The organism is Pantoea sp. GM_Pan_4 (assembly GCF_026541005.1).
In the GTDB taxonomy this organism is placed as follows: Bacteria; Pseudomonadota; Gammaproteobacteria; order Enterobacterales; family Enterobacteriaceae; genus Pantoea; species Pantoea dispersa.
Genome location: NZ_JALNUZ010000004.1, coordinates 289,824 through 303,931 on the forward strand (window position 1 = coordinate 289,824; position 14,108 = coordinate 303,931).

Below are 14,108 nucleotides of genomic sequence, written 5' to 3' on the forward strand. Positions count from 1 at the left end.
TAATAATGCCGCTTAGATTTGCGCTTTACCATCAAGATATTGCTGCTGCCTGAGATGCCGCAACAGAACGCGCCCCTCCGGCATAAACTCAGTGCCGTACCGCACCAGACCGAATCCCTTCAGTTCCGCATCAATCGCGTAGCGCAATTCGCCGGGCTGCGCCTGCTCCAGCAGCACCACTCTGATGCTTTTCAGGCGCGGCTCATACCTGAGCAAAACAGCAGACAGGGTGCCAATCAGCTCATGGGCAGTACCCGGCATGCCCTGCAGGATTTTGGTCATATCGGGCAGACCATAGTCCGGCAGATGCGCCAGCGTGCCGGCGCGGCAGTTGAGGATGCGCTGCATGTTATCGAGCACGGACAAAATCACCTGATTTTGTTCGCTGACCTGATCGAGAGCCAGGCCACCGGTGAAGTTACCGGTGAGCATTTCATACAGCGAAGGTGTGTTATGTCCCTGGGGCATCAGTCGTCCTTGAGCGGTTGTAGCGTCAGATGGTTGTTCCCGGCTTCCAGAATGCGCGGCTTATCCGGGTCAAGGTCTTCACGCCCTATCACCAGCTTCCAGGTATTGTTAACCCTATCCGGATGGCGGAACAGCCCTGCCACGGCGACAAACTGCGCATCTTCTTCCATTGGCATATCGAGGTTCGCATCACCGCCAGGTTTTACTACTACATCCCGGGTCGCCAGCAGATCGGCTTTCAGGATGGTGTCGCCATCCCTGAGTAGCTGCTGATAGATCGTTTTGTCGAAGGTTTTACGGTCTTTCAGCTGCCAGACCCGAATAACCACCGGCTCAGACAGCGAGTTACTTTCACGGGAATCGGTGTTAAGCGCCTCACGAGCGGTGAAATCCAGGTGCAGCACCTTAATCTTTTTGTAAAACATGGCGTTAAATGCCGATTTAGTGCCATCGGTGATACCCTGCGTCACCCCACACCCCGTCAGGCTGAATGCCAGTAGCGCAGGTAGCCAGCATGCGGATTTAATCAAACTTGTACGTAACACGTCGGTTTCCTTGTTGTGATGATTCAGGCTCCAGCCCGGCGTAATAACCCAGTTCCGTGGTAAAGGTCTGCGGAATATCCTCCGGGAGATCTTCATCTTGCGCGCCCAGTACGCCATTCATCCCCAGCCAGAATGGGCCTTCGCCGAGTGGCGGTGCAGCCAGCAGGCGGGTTCGGGTGGTCAGGGTGATTTTTGCTTTAAAACGCCAGCCGAGATACACCCGCAGCATCACCAGAAAGTCCTGATATAACAGGCCATCCGGTTTCCAGCCCTGTGATTCCTGCTCGTTATCGGTGGACAGAGCAATCAGCAGCTGGCTGTTGGCATCCATCGCCTCTTCGCCCAGCGGCGTGTTGCCATCCAGCAGAAAATCGTCATCACCGTAAAAGCCCAGCGGCTGGCTGACAGCTACCGGTCGCAGGCAATACGGGCTCACCTGCACCGTCGTGTCGGGTGCCAGCAGGCTCACCAGGGCCTGCATCCCCTCCTGGGTTTTACCTGGCTGCTGCAGCACACCCAGCAGCGCCAGAAATCGGGACACCGGGGTGGCGATGTGCTCTGCGGTGCCCGGTATCCCCAGTCCCACCAGACCCAGCAGTGACTGCGTGATAGCGTCAGTACCGCCGGGCTCAAAGGTGGCCGGGTAGGAGTATTTACGCCAGACACGGTAAAACTGCGTCAGGATACGGTGGCTGAAGATATCCAGAAAACCCTGCAGCGCCTCATGCCCTTCGCGACGCTGAGTGATGTCGTCGAGATAGGCGGTCGGCAAAGGGGAATCAACTCCGTACATCCCCATAAAGGTCGTGCGGATGAGCGGTGGCTTGCTGTCATCCTCCTCGTCATATTCGACAGCCTTTATTTCGCTGGCCGGAAATCCCATCCCCGGATGTGGCGCAAACCGCACCGGGTCATCCGCCGGGTGGCTGGTCGAGCCAATCAGCGGCCTGCCAGGATTACGCTTCTCCAGCAGCTGGCATAAGCGGTAAAAGTTGATACGGTGAAGGTCGGCTTCCAGCCGCGGGGTCAGCCGGGAATGCGGCGGTTGTGCTTCTCTTCCCATTCCAGGCGCTCTCCGGTCGGTTGCAGGATGATAATCAGGCGGTTGAACAGATAGATATCGGTATACAGCGCAAAGAAACGGCTCAGCATCTCGCCGAACAGACAGATGTCGCCGCGCCCGGCAAAGCCGTGACTGTCCAGCGTCACCTCAATCTGCACACCGCGTACCAGATAGCCCTGCTCGAAACGCTCGGTTTCGCGGTGCTTAACGTCAATGATGGCTTCCAGCCGACAGCGGTTCATCTCACTGTCGGTCCATTCGTACAGCGCCAGCGTCCCGCGTAGCACGTCGGCATTGTCCATCATCGACAGGAATCCGCTGCCGAGATGGCTCAGCACGCGCCAGTGGAAACGGTCCTGCGCCGGTGGATAACAGGGTAGTGTCGGCGCACATAGGTTACGCACGGCGATGCTGGCTGAGGTGGTTTTCATCACCGTATCAAGCACCGTGCTCTGCAGAGCACGTCGTGGCAGTTGGCCATTGGTGCCAGTGAGCGTCAGCGACAGGCTCTCGTCTTCCGGCACCGTGTGGTTATCAAACGCTTCACCGCCAAGGATAAGCCAGGTGTTATGCAGTCCGGACGGACCGCGACGTACGCGAGTGTGGTAGTAATATTCGGGGGCCTGATGGCGCATCATGCCGCCTTTATGGCGAAAGCTCGAAAACGGCACGTAGCTATGCTGGCTGGATGACATCACCGAATCCACCGCATAAATCTCGGTATGACCATCCTGCACGCGCATCGGGCGCAGCATGTATTCGGTCTGCAGAGAGTTGAGCGTCAGCGGGTCAGATTCCAGCGGGAACAGGTTAATCACCGGCACACAGTTCAGGCGCAGATGTTTTTCGGTAAAGCTGAAGTCATGCTCCCAGCGCTCCGCCAGCACCACGTCGATTTCAAACCATGCGAGCTCAGCCGGAAAGAACACGGTCTCCAGCCCACGCAGGCCCGTGAACATGAATTTCTCGCGGAAGGTGAAATACTCCAGCAACAGCTGATAGCCGCTGAAACTGCTGCTGCCCTTCGGCCACAGGTCGTCGTTATCGCCAAAGCCCAGCGCGGTGAAATACCCGTCGAGCGGTCTTGTGTCGATGTCACCCGGCAGGCGCAGCCACAGGCGGGCGACATTCATGGTGAAGGCTTCATGCATGGCACAGGCCAGCGGGGCGTCTGCATTGAAGTAGAATGGAAGCTGGCTGAGATCGACACGACTCCAGTCGGCAAGATGGCTGCAGTTAAAGCGCAGCGTGATGACCGAACGGCCATCCGGATCGGTCGCCAGTCGGGCTCTCTCAAGCGACAATGGCTGAAGGGTAATCTCTTTGGTTGTAGTGTACCGGCAACGCGTGCCCTTCTCGCCGATCGGCCGCGAGTTCACCTCAAAACCTTTGACGATGCGCATCGGCTCTTTCATCTCGCGCCAGTCAGGGGTGAATTCCACCACCGACATGGACGGAATGGTACGCAGGTAATGTGGCCACAGCAGGCTGACCAGCCCTTCGGTTAATTCGGGCAAGTCATCATCGAGCTTCTCGCGCAGCCGGCCCATCAGGAAGGCAAAGCCCTCAAACAGCCGCTCCACGTACGGGTCGCGCGCTCCCGCTTTCTCGAGATTGAGCATTGCCGCCTGCTCGGGGTGAGCACGCGCAAACTCTTCACCTGCTTCCAGCAGGTAGCGCATTTCAGCGTCGTAATAACGCAGGGTTAAATCATCCATAAAAACCTGAATATGTGTGTTTGAAAGGTATGCCTGGCGTTTTAGCCGCAAAGCACTGCGCTGCTGGCCGGATCGAGCGCAATCAGACCCGCCAGAAGCTGGTCCATATCTGGCTGTAACCGTAATTTATCGGTTTCACTGCGTGTGGCTTTCATGCGTAGCAGTCTGAGGCGGCGCGATTTCACTTCAAACAGCAGTGCCGGTGCCCACTGTGTGAGGGTGATGGACTGTGCGGCACTGTCGAGCTCTCCCAGCAGATGCAGGGCCAGTTCATTTTTGCCCTTCTGCTCGGCCACGCGGGCCATCAGCAAACGCAGCAACCATTTGTCTTTCGCGGAATCCGCACCCGGGCGCGTCTGGAGCCAGCGAAGCGTGGCATCCAGACCGTCGGTGTCCGCTTTATCCAGCGCTTCCGGCTCGAGAGCCAGGATATCGTTATCTGTTTCACCGGCAGCACTGACCGGCTCATCCCGCCAGCCGGACATATCGTCCAGTACGTTCTGATTTATCCAGTTCAGCGTCACTTCATCGGCAAACGGCGTACCGTCATTAAAGGCCAGGGTTTCAAGCCCGGTAAGGCGACGCAGTAATCCTTTCAGGTCGGCGGCGATGATCCCGGCAAGCACCTCATGCCCCGATTTCATCAGCGCCTGGTGGATATACCACTGCAAATCCAGCCAGAGGTGATTGGCGCCACGCGAGAAGGTACTGTCCGCCTGCTCCAGTATCTCCAGCCAGCTCTGCTGCAGGTACAGGCGTTTGAGCATGGCACGCTGGTCTGCGCGAGGCGGATCTATGCGGGTTTTGCCTTGTGCATCTGGCGCAGGAATGCTGTGCAACGTGTCATGACGCAGGCTTTTCATCAGCCGGTGTGCGGCAAGCCAGCCATCGGGTTGCTCACGCAGATATCCGGTCAGGGTGCGGGCCTGGGCCAGTAAATCCTGACCGGAGGTGATGCGGCTCAGCACTGGCGCATCTGGCTCCGTCACAGGCGTGGAGATCTGTGACGGAGCCTTATCACCTGCGTTCTGCGGTACCACGGCATCCACACCACCGGCCTTCATCAGGCGGGATTCCAGCGCGCTGTACAAGGCATTCAGCTCTGGCCGCGATGCTTCCGGCTCTGTATCCAGGCTGTCGCGCAACAGCAGCAGCGCACCGGCAGTGCGCAGTGCATGGTCGCGAATCACTTCCGGCCAGAGTGACAGGCTGTCCAGAACGCGGGAGCTTGCGAGCCACTCCAGCGCCGGTTTACGGCTCCGCTCGCGCTGAGGATAAAGCTGCGTGCCATAGCGCTGCAGCAATCCCGCCAGCAGCTCAAGTCCTTCGGCAAAACCGGCTTCGCCGTCCTGGTGCAGGCGCGCCCAGCAATAATAAGTTGCAATGCGGATATCTTTGGCCGCAGTGGTCAGCAGTTTTTCGGCAAGCGTACAAATCAACCCGGTATCAATGCCGGAGAGCTTATTGACCTCTTCGCGGATACGCTGAAAATCATCATCATAGCCCGGGTCTTCACCGGTCGGACTGGCGCCACTTACCGGCACAAGCCAGGGCTGCCAGTTTTCCGTGCGCGTCTGCGCCTGCTGCCGCAGCTGAGTTTCGTCAGCCTGACAGGCGGTGACCAGATTCTGCAGTGTGCTCATTCTTCGACCTCCTCCATGTCACTGTTTGCGGTGTCAGCCATCAGCGCCTGCGCGGTGGCTGCGCTGTCGACACTGAATATTTGATCCGGCAGCGTGAAACCGCGCAGATCCAGCAACGCCAGCGGACCTTTCCCGAGTTGTGAGCGCAGCACCCACTGCAAAGTGCGACCGTCCGGGGCAGTAAAGCTCATCATCCACTGGCTGCGGTCAAGCTGCTGGCGTTTGCCCTGGTCCAGCCAGCGAATAAAGCCCCAGGTTCCGCTGTAATCCCCGAACAGACGCGCACCGGCGTTGACTGAGGTCCAGGTCAGCATCGTCCCCGGTTTGTAAGTGTCACCCGGCCAGCGGAAGCTCTGCCAGTCGGCCATCTGGTTGAAGTAATGCAGCTTTTGTCCATCAATAATCAACTGGGTTTCCACGACCTGCGGTACAGGACGCGCCTGCAGCTCAAAGCTGATGCCCTGGCTGCCATCGGTGAACAGAATGTCTGACAGCTGGCTCAGCTGATTAATCGCCCGCAGCAAGGCCGGGTTAAAGCTCAGCCCCTGGCTGTTGACCTTATCCGGCACCCACTGGCTGCCCTCTTTGTGCAGCACTCCGTTGAGCTCTGTCGTCAGGAAGCGCTCGATACGCCCGCTGTCCTTACGCACAAATTCAGCCAGCATGGGTAAAGAGGCATCACTTTTGCTGGCGGCAAACGGGAAACGTCCGTCAAAGGCAGTTTGCCAGTTGGCGACAATCGAGCGGCTCCATTTATCATTCAGGCTCGCCGCCGACGGCTGAAGCACGGTCTCCCAGGCCTGAGTCAGAGGCTGGACAAACATCGTGCTGCCAAAACCACTCCACTCTTCGCCCAGGCTTGCCGAAATCAGACTGCCGTACTGCTGGGTGTCGGTCAGATCCACACTTTTGCCCTGGAACACGGTCTGCGCCAGAGTCTGCATCATTGCCTGCGGATCAGAGGCGCTGGCCACCTGCTGCAGGCGCAGACGCACGCGGGTGATGCGGGTCAGATACGTCTGCAGGCTCAGTGACGTGTCCGCCGACATAACGTTGCTGCCTTTGTTTTTACCTAAAAGCTGAAGCAGTGGGCCAAAGGTGTCATCCAGCGGGCCCTGCGGCCCTGATGCAGACTGGTCAATCGCTGGCTTGTCCTGTCCACTTACGAGATCTTTAGCCGATTTGATAATTGAATCCGAAAGACTTTCGCTGTGCTGGCCGGTCTGCCCCTGCCAGGCAATGGTATTCATCAGGGCAATCAGTGGCGACTGGCGGACATCGCTCATCAGCGTCAGCTGGTCGGTAACGTCTGCGATGTTGTTCGCAGGATTAAGTCGCAGACTGTTAAGGAAGCTCAGCCAGCTACCGGCAAAGTCGGTGAAGTAACGTTGCGTCAGACGTGCTTGCAGGGCCTCCGGCGACAGATCTGAGGAGACCGCTTTCCGGCTGTCACTCAGCACCCAGTCAATTTCATCCCGGCGGGAGTTGGCGGCCTTTTCGATAGCCTGCTGAATACCGCCCTCCCACGCCTGACGGGTGAACATGCCCGGTACCACTTCATCAGTGGTGAACAGGCGGCGGGCATCAGTACCGCTGGTCATGTCTTCCAGCGACACATCGGCAAAGTTACGGCGCACCGATGTGAGCATGTTTTCATACAGCGTGCTTTCGGCGTTACGCCGGCCAATTTGCTGCAACAGCACCTGGCGGCTCTGGCTCACCAGCTGCGCATCCGGGGTGATTTTCCACTGTGGTTGCCCGGGCAGTTCGTTGATGTAGAAAGCCCACAAATCCGGCGCCAGGCTTTGCCACAGGCCGGTTGAGATGCCCTTTCGCGTCGGCTGTACAGTTTTCATGGTCTGGGCGTAATACGCGCCATCGGCTTTATCCGGACGCGCCATCATCAGCCAGGCCTTCAGCTGGTCATAGCCCAGCGTCGCCAGCTGAGCGCGCCGATCGCTGTTCGGTTCGGAATTCACCAGCGCATTGAGTTTTTTTGTCAGCGCAGCACTGGCCGGATCGCGGATCAGGCGATTGTTTGCCACGCCATACCAGGGCAGCAATGCCTCGAGCAGCTGCGGGTTATGGTCCAGGCCAAAACGCTGATACCAGGGAGCGCCTTCCTGAATACGGTGCTGCAGGCGACCGGCATGATTACGCAGCGTATGCAGCGCCGTCAGCTGGTTATCCGATACCGAAGGATGCTCCACCAGGGCATGGGCCTGCTCAGCAACAGAAACGATCTGCTGACGGTTGACCGCGAACGACAGCAGCGTTCCCGCCCCCCAGATACCCATGATGGCCATCAGCGTCCAGGCAAGCGTCTGTTCCCAGGCCATACCGACTCGGCGGCCACGAACACGGGTACAGTCGTCCACGATACCCCGCCAGGTCACCGGCAAAGTCAGCGCATGGCGTTGTGATTGCGGGATATATTTCTCAGCGTCGGCTGTTCCCTCTGTCGGATGAATAGAGTGACTGTCCGGCAGGCTGAACATCAGACCACGTAGCGGAACGCGCTGCTGAGAGGCTGCCAGCCATGGCACCAGTTGCTGAGCCCAGCGGGCGATACCGCCGTCTTTGAGGTGCTGACCCAGGCGCAGCAGGAAGTCGTGGCCGTTGTTCTCAGCGACCTGGCTCACCCCCTGCGTCCGCAGGTCCGACAGCATCCGTTCAAGCTGACGACAAATATCGTCAGGCTCAGCACGCAGAGGAAAAGTAGCCCCTACCGTCTGTTCAGTGCGTTTTGCCTGCGACCAGGCGCTGTCGCACAGCTGCCACAAATAAACCGGGGCGGAATAGCGCAGCAGTTCGCTGATTTTTTCCAGGCCGCGTAAATCGTTGTCGCTGATTTGCGGGGTCAGATTAAACGACTGCGGCATGACGCGGACAATCCCGTCCAGCGGACGCCCGCGGCGCAGTTTACGCAGCGCAGCGTATTTTTCCTTATCGGGTTCAGCAGTCAGGCTGCCGCCATAAATCAAGACCGTGCGGTTGCCTTCCAGCCACTGGCGGGCTTGCAGGTTGGGCACCAACTGAGCGATGGCGTTTTCATCGCCTGTGACTAACAGCAGGCGGACTTTACTTCGCCAGAAGAGGCTATAACGACGACGGAGATGGTTGCTGATGTCCGCCCTGAGCGGCAGACGGAGCGTTCTTTTCTTTTTGACCGGTCTGGAAGAAGCCTCTCCCATTACTTTTTCCCGAATCATTAAATGAAACGCGATAAACCCCAGCACCAGTACGCAGAGCGACACTCCCCAGACAACAAAACAGGCCGTCATGATTCGACGTATCACGTCCCATTCCGTGGAGAGATCTTCCCCCCAATACCACCACAGTAACCCACCTGCCAGCACAAGTAGCGTGACAGTAGCAACAAACAACACCGCCGTGGCAAACACCGAAAATTCAGCGGGTTTATTTTCCTTCACCATAAGGTTTAATAATTCCAAGAGCGAGAGTATGTAGAGGATCTTTGGCTATCCAGCCGCAGGGTTGTTGATAATTTTTTGCGTAAAGAGCCGCCAGAATCAGCACGATAAGCATTTCCATATCACCGGGGTTCCCCCAGTTGAGGTCCTGAACGTGATGGGTCACATTCCAGCCGCTTTGCGCCAGGGTGGGCAGCGCCGGCTGTGAGAACAGGATGCAGGTGTCATGCGGCGTTTCGAGGTCGCTTTGCTGCTCCGCTCGTTCGCAGACTGCGGTTAAAACCTCTTTCCCGGCGATATCGTAGACTTCCCCCCGGGTGAGGCTGACCAGCCCTTTCTGCGCAACCAGACACAGTGCAGCGGACTCACCGGCAGGCTGCGCAGAATTAAACGAGGCAGCTATCGAATGACACCCGGCGACCAGAATGGCCTCTGTTTCAGGAAGCGTTTGAGCCGTTGCGGCAAGTGCAGACAACGTCTCTTCGCCTTGCCATGTCTCCGGTTTTTCAGGAAGCGCCACGTCAGGAAATGAAACCTGCATTTGGCTACAGAATGCACGCCAGGCATCCAGAGAACCCTGCCAGTAGCAGCGCCATAAGTGTGGCAGAGAGGAATCTGCGCGCTGCGTCCGCCATTGCAGCACCAGCATTTTTGCCAGTAAAGCCTCGCGCTCAGCCACCGTATCGACCAGCGTTCGACCGATACGCAGCGCTTTCCCGCTCGTCTCATTTTTTATCTCAGGAACCCGATGCTCACGCTTTAGCAGCCGCAGCCAGTGTGGCGTATCGGTCCCGCCCGGGCCCAGCAGCACCATTTCACTGAGCGCGAAACGGTTCTGATGCCGCTCCCACCAGGCCTGCTGCTGCTGCTCAACCAGTTGTTGGTAATACCGGGCGTTATGGGCCGACGTCCGGTAATACAGCAAACGTATTAACCAGAGCACGCCCATCAGAATCACCGCGCCAGCCATTCCTTTTATCACCAGTCCGGCACCGCTCCCGGCAGGATGAAGCAGCGCGCCGCCTCCCCCGCACAGCAACACCATCAGCGCCCCCGCTGACAACCATCGCTTGCCGTCAGGGGCGCGCGCCACCCGGTAGGGTGGATACTCCGGTAATGGCCTCACAGCTCAATGCCGCAATCGGGAAAAGAGCTCACCAGCGTGCAGCCACAGGCACAACGATGACCATGCAGCGCCACCGGCTGTCCGTCCACTTCCGATAACGAACTGCCTTCGCTAATGACCGTGATGCCATGTTTATTGCACTTCACTGCATCGCCTTTACAGGCGATCCCTTTACCGAAGCAAAGATAATGCCCGCCCAGCACTTTCCCACCGTACTCCTGCAGGGTATCGCCCTCGCGTATCACTGCTTTCATCCTTCATCCCTCCCTGAATCAGGCCGTTACGGTCGCCTTAAGATTTTCCGCCCAGCTGGACTCAATCATCGTTTTTGCCAGTGCCAGCCGCTGATCGCTGATGAGCTGCGTTTGCTGTGCCACCACTGTGCCTGGCTCCATCGTTGGCGCCTGCAGCTGTGCAGCGTTGGGCAGCATTGGCAGCGGTTTGCCGGAAAGCAGATCGATGGCCTGCGTTTCGAGGTAAACGGCACCCACGGTACCGGCAAGCCCCGTAAGTTTGCCCTTCGCGCTTTTCTGTCTGATGATAACGGCCGCGCCTGCGGCAAGGGTCGCAACGCCCACTACCGCTCCGGCAATCATCAACGGCGTCATTGGCTTACTGCTGCAGCTGCCGAAATAGATCATCCGGTAAAGGAAATAGCTGCCCCAGGGTTCGCGGGAGCCGAAGGCGTTGTGCATAAACCACGCGCGGGAATCGTGGATCTGATCGTCAAACAGTGCCCGCACCAGCCCGCCAGGTTCAGTGGCGTTACTCGCTTCGCCGGCCGCCGGGAAAAGCACTTTTACACGATCGTCTCCGGCGTTTTTCATGCTGAGCCATTCGCCATACTCATTATCGTTATTCAGCAGGAAGATGGCGTTACTCATTGAATCAACGGCTGTAAAAATCCAGTTCCCGGTACCCGAGCGGGAGAGGCCGTGGTAATCCTCTCTGAACTCCTCTGCGGCCTGACGCAGCTGGGTTTGCCCCAGCGCGGCGTCGAAATCCTTTGGCCCCGGCGGGAGCATCAGGAAGCCATCTTCAGGTTTATGTTCGGCAATTTTTTCCTTACGAGCATCGTCAACTTTTTTCTGTGCTTCTTTCCAGTCATCCTCAGCCTGCTTTCTGACCAGCGGATCGCTGTCTTTATCCAGCCCATTTGCCGCCGAATCGACATAGAAGCGCTGGGTCTTGTAGGTTCCCCCGGCATAGCGGTTAATACGCCAGGCGGTGATCCAGCCCATCTGATCTTCAAGGGCTTTCTCCAGGCTGACCGGCGCGCGCGGCGGATCGTATATTGCGGCTTGTTCGGGGAGAATCGGGACCATGGGCGAACTCAGACCGAGGGTAAGCTCGCGCCAGGCGTTGAAACGATTTATTAATATTTCTGATATAAAAAATTCACGCCCTAAATCAAAAGGCATGGTTCGCCAAGGGTCGTTTGCCAAATCCACAGGAAGCACTTCCTTAGGTACTTTTAAAGGAGCTCCAGACTCAAAGGCAGAGGCATACATTTCATGCAGCGCTATTTGTGACAACAAATAACCGTCGTTGTCTGCATTGGCCTTTCCCTGATCCCCCGGTGGATAACCTCCGCCTAAATCCGAGTGCATCCCCGGATAAACAACCTCCACACTATTAGCTGGATATTTACCATCCGGGCGGCGGATCGAATCCAGCGGGAAGCACAGCCGCTGCTCGTGGGAAGAGACCAGATGGACACACTTTTTGATCAATCCCCCATAGATCTTCTCTGCCGGCAACTCCTGGGTCTTGTCTGCCCAGCCCATATGCCCTTCCGCCACCGGGGCGATATGCGCCACGCCCACCGAAGCCACCGTATCCAGCAGGCCCAGGAACTCTACACTGAGCGGAATTTTCAGCTCGCCCACTGCCAGGCACTGCTCGGGTTTGTCTTTTCCCTCCTCAGGCTTTGGCAGCAGTTCGCTAAGCCACCGGACAAAAGCTCGTGCTGCCGCTGCGCCGCGCGAAAAGCCGTACACGTACAGCTTGATTCCCATCAGCTTTGGCTTTCCGGGCTCGGTGGGTACCAGGGCCTTTTGCAGCTCTGGTGCCATATCTTTTAGCAGGCTCTGGAAGGTCTCAAAACGGTTGGCAGCGCCGGTCAGCCCAAAGGACGCCATAGAGGTGGCCATTTTTTCCACCGCCTTCCAGCTTTCGTCGTCCGACAGCGTATCCAGGCCCATTGTCCGCTTCAGGGCATCGATAATCCGCAGCAGGCCCCAGTTGATTCTGTCTTCCCCGTGCGTCGCCGCCGCCAGCCCCATCAAGCTGAAATCCAGATCGTTCACCTCGGGGAAAGGTGTCCCGACGCCGGGAATATAATATTTATAGTATTTATTATCTCCGCTGCCGCTGGCATCCAGCAGCTCCGCTGTTTTATCCGCCAGCCCCCCGGCATAGCCCTGGCCGATAGTGGCGCGGAACAGGCGGGCAATATTAGTGGGGTGCTTCGGGTCAGCAATATATAAGTCGTGATTGAGGTTATTGCCGGTGCCGTCAAAAAACAGGCTGATGTGTAAAGTCTTACAGCAGGGAGGCTCCGCGCGCCACCTGGCGGCCAGGCACAGCTTCTGCCGCCAGGCCAGCTCATCGCTGTCCTGCAGCGCGCAGTTTGCGCCAACCAGCGCAGCCCTGGTGGGTAAACGCCCCTGAGCCGGAAACGCCGGCGGGAACCATGCCAGATCGGTAATTATTTTGGACATACTTTCGGCTCCGGCATTTGCAATGGCTCGTTGATTGGGTAGCCCGGCCGGCCGGGGCTCACGCAGCTGGTGGTCACCTTCACCTCATCACAGGGCAGAAAGTGCACCGTGATCCCGCAGGTTTTTTGCCCCGTATAATCCGGTACTGGTACCACCGTTCTGTGTTGCTTATTCTGGGCCTTCATTTTTTTTCCCAGGCAAGATACCTGGCGTCATCACCAAAGCCAGGGAAACCATCCATATCTCCTACTCCAGTTTCCCAGTCGACTTTCACCGTCATACCCGGCCGCCATTTCGCCGGCACGCCATAGCAGCACCCCCCGTCGCCGCCCTGATACGGACCAATAGCATCGATGCCCGACTGACCGTCGACACTGAAATGGTTGATCGCCCATTTGGTGTGGTTGATGGCGACAATAATCCCACCGCCGCCGCTCCGGGTTTTGGCTTTCGCCACGGGCTGACTACAGCCCGCCAGCAGCAGGGCACCCAGTACCACGAGGTAATGTTGTATTTTCATTTTGCATTCCTTTGATGAAGAAACTGATAACGTCCGTCTTGCTCAGCCATGACTTTTCGGGATGGCATGGCTGAGCATTACTGAAGGGGAATAAAAGCCAGATCGTGATTAAGGTTATTGCCGGTGCTGTCGAAAAACAGACTGATATGCCCAGTCCTGCCACCAGGTAAGCTCGTAGCTGTCCTGCTGCGCGCAGTTTGCGCCAACCAGCGCAGCCTGGGTGGGTAAACGCCCCTGAGCCGGAAACGCCGGCGGGAACCAGGCCAGATCGGTGATTATTTTGGACATACTTTTGGCTCCGGCATCTTAAGGGGCTCTTTGATCGGATGTTCCGGATGGCCATAGTTGGCACAACTGGTCGTCACTTTCACCTCATCACAGGGCAGAAAATGCACGGTTATCCCGCAGGTTTCCTGCCCCGTATAGTCCGGCACTGGGACAACCTTGCTATGCTGGCGATTATTTGCACTCATTTTTTTTTCCCAAGCCAAATACTTTTCTGTATCTGCAAATCCTGGAAACCCTTTTGTTGAGGCTTCTCCGCTTTCCCAGTCAACCTTAACCCTCATACCCGGTCGCCATTTCGCCGGCACGCCATAGCAGCACCCCCCGCCGCCGCCCTGATACGGACCAATAGCATCAATGCCAGACTGACCGTCGACGCTGAAATGGTTGATTGCCCATCTGGTGTGATTGATTGCCTCTATGGTTCCGCCGCCCCCCGGCTATCCGCGTTCGCCGCAGGCTGATTACAGCCCGCCAGCAGCAGGGCACCCAGTGCCACGAGGTAATGTCGTATTTTCATTTTGCATTCCTTTGATGAAGAAACGGATGACGTCCGTCTTGCTCAGCCATGACTATTCGGGAT

General features: G+C 57.5%; 9 protein-coding genes and 3 pseudogenes. All 12 read right to left on the reverse strand.

Annotation, left to right across the window (positions count from 1 at the left end):
* Positions 1–12 precede the first annotated feature (12 nt).
* Positions 13–468, reverse strand: a complete 456-nt coding sequence (tssE, locus tag OXR61_RS12480; RefSeq protein WP_021509131.1) for a type VI secretion system baseplate subunit TssE — start codon at positions 466–468, stop codon at positions 13–15.
* On the reverse strand, positions 468–1,013 hold the full coding sequence (tssJ, locus tag OXR61_RS12485) for a type VI secretion system lipoprotein TssJ (RefSeq protein WP_031280024.1): 546 nt from the start codon (positions 1,011–1,013) through the stop codon (positions 468–470). Before tssJ ends, tssE begins: the two co-directional genes overlap by 1 nt.
* Positions 991–2,076 (reverse strand): type VI secretion system baseplate subunit TssG, encoded by a 1,086-nt coding sequence (tssG, locus tag OXR61_RS12490; protein ID WP_021509129.1) that lies wholly within the window; start codon positions 2,074–2,076, stop codon positions 991–993. The genes tssJ and tssG overlap by 23 nt, the downstream gene beginning before the upstream one ends.
* Entirely contained in the window at positions 2,040–3,794 is a 1,755-nt protein-coding gene (gene tssF, locus OXR61_RS12495) for a type VI secretion system baseplate subunit TssF (RefSeq protein WP_021509128.1), read from the reverse strand. The genes tssG and tssF overlap by 37 nt, the downstream gene beginning before the upstream one ends.
* Positions 3,795–3,835: 41 nt before the next feature.
* Positions 3,836–5,437, reverse strand: a complete 1,602-nt coding sequence (gene tssA / locus OXR61_RS12500; protein WP_021509127.1) for a type VI secretion system protein TssA — start codon at positions 5,435–5,437, stop codon at positions 3,836–3,838.
* Positions 5,434–8,874 (reverse strand): ImcF-related family protein, encoded by a 3,441-nt coding sequence (locus OXR61_RS12505; RefSeq protein WP_031280023.1) that lies wholly within the window; start codon positions 8,872–8,874, stop codon positions 5,434–5,436. Before OXR61_RS12505 ends, tssA begins: the two co-directional genes overlap by 4 nt.
* Positions 8,858–9,916, reverse strand: a complete 1,059-nt coding sequence (locus tag OXR61_RS12510; RefSeq protein ID WP_081035989.1) for a hypothetical protein — start codon at positions 9,914–9,916, stop codon at positions 8,858–8,860. The genes OXR61_RS12505 and OXR61_RS12510 overlap by 17 nt, the downstream gene beginning before the upstream one ends.
* Positions 9,917–9,993: 77 nt before the next feature.
* The gene (locus OXR61_RS12515) at positions 9,994–10,251 is read right to left on the reverse strand and encodes a PAAR domain-containing protein (protein WP_021509124.1); all 258 of its coding nucleotides are present in this window, start codon (positions 10,249–10,251) and stop codon (positions 9,994–9,996) included.
* A gap of 18 nt (positions 10,252–10,269) precedes the next feature.
* The gene (locus OXR61_RS12520) at positions 10,270–12,720 is read right to left on the reverse strand and encodes a DUF2235 domain-containing protein (RefSeq protein ID WP_021509123.1); all 2,451 of its coding nucleotides are present in this window, start codon (positions 12,718–12,720) and stop codon (positions 10,270–10,272) included.
* Positions 12,708–13,240: pseudogene (locus tag OXR61_RS12525) on the reverse strand (DUF3304 domain-containing protein). Before OXR61_RS12525 ends, OXR61_RS12520 begins: the two are co-directional and overlap by 13 nt.
* Before the next feature lie 101 nt (positions 13,241–13,341).
* A pseudogene (locus OXR61_RS12530) lies at positions 13,342–13,528 on the reverse strand (hypothetical protein); the annotation flags it as partial.
* Positions 13,516–14,045: pseudogene (locus OXR61_RS12535) on the reverse strand (DUF3304 domain-containing protein). The pseudogenes OXR61_RS12535 and OXR61_RS12530, both read right to left, overlap by 13 nt.
* Positions 14,046–14,108: the final 63 nt, after the last annotated feature.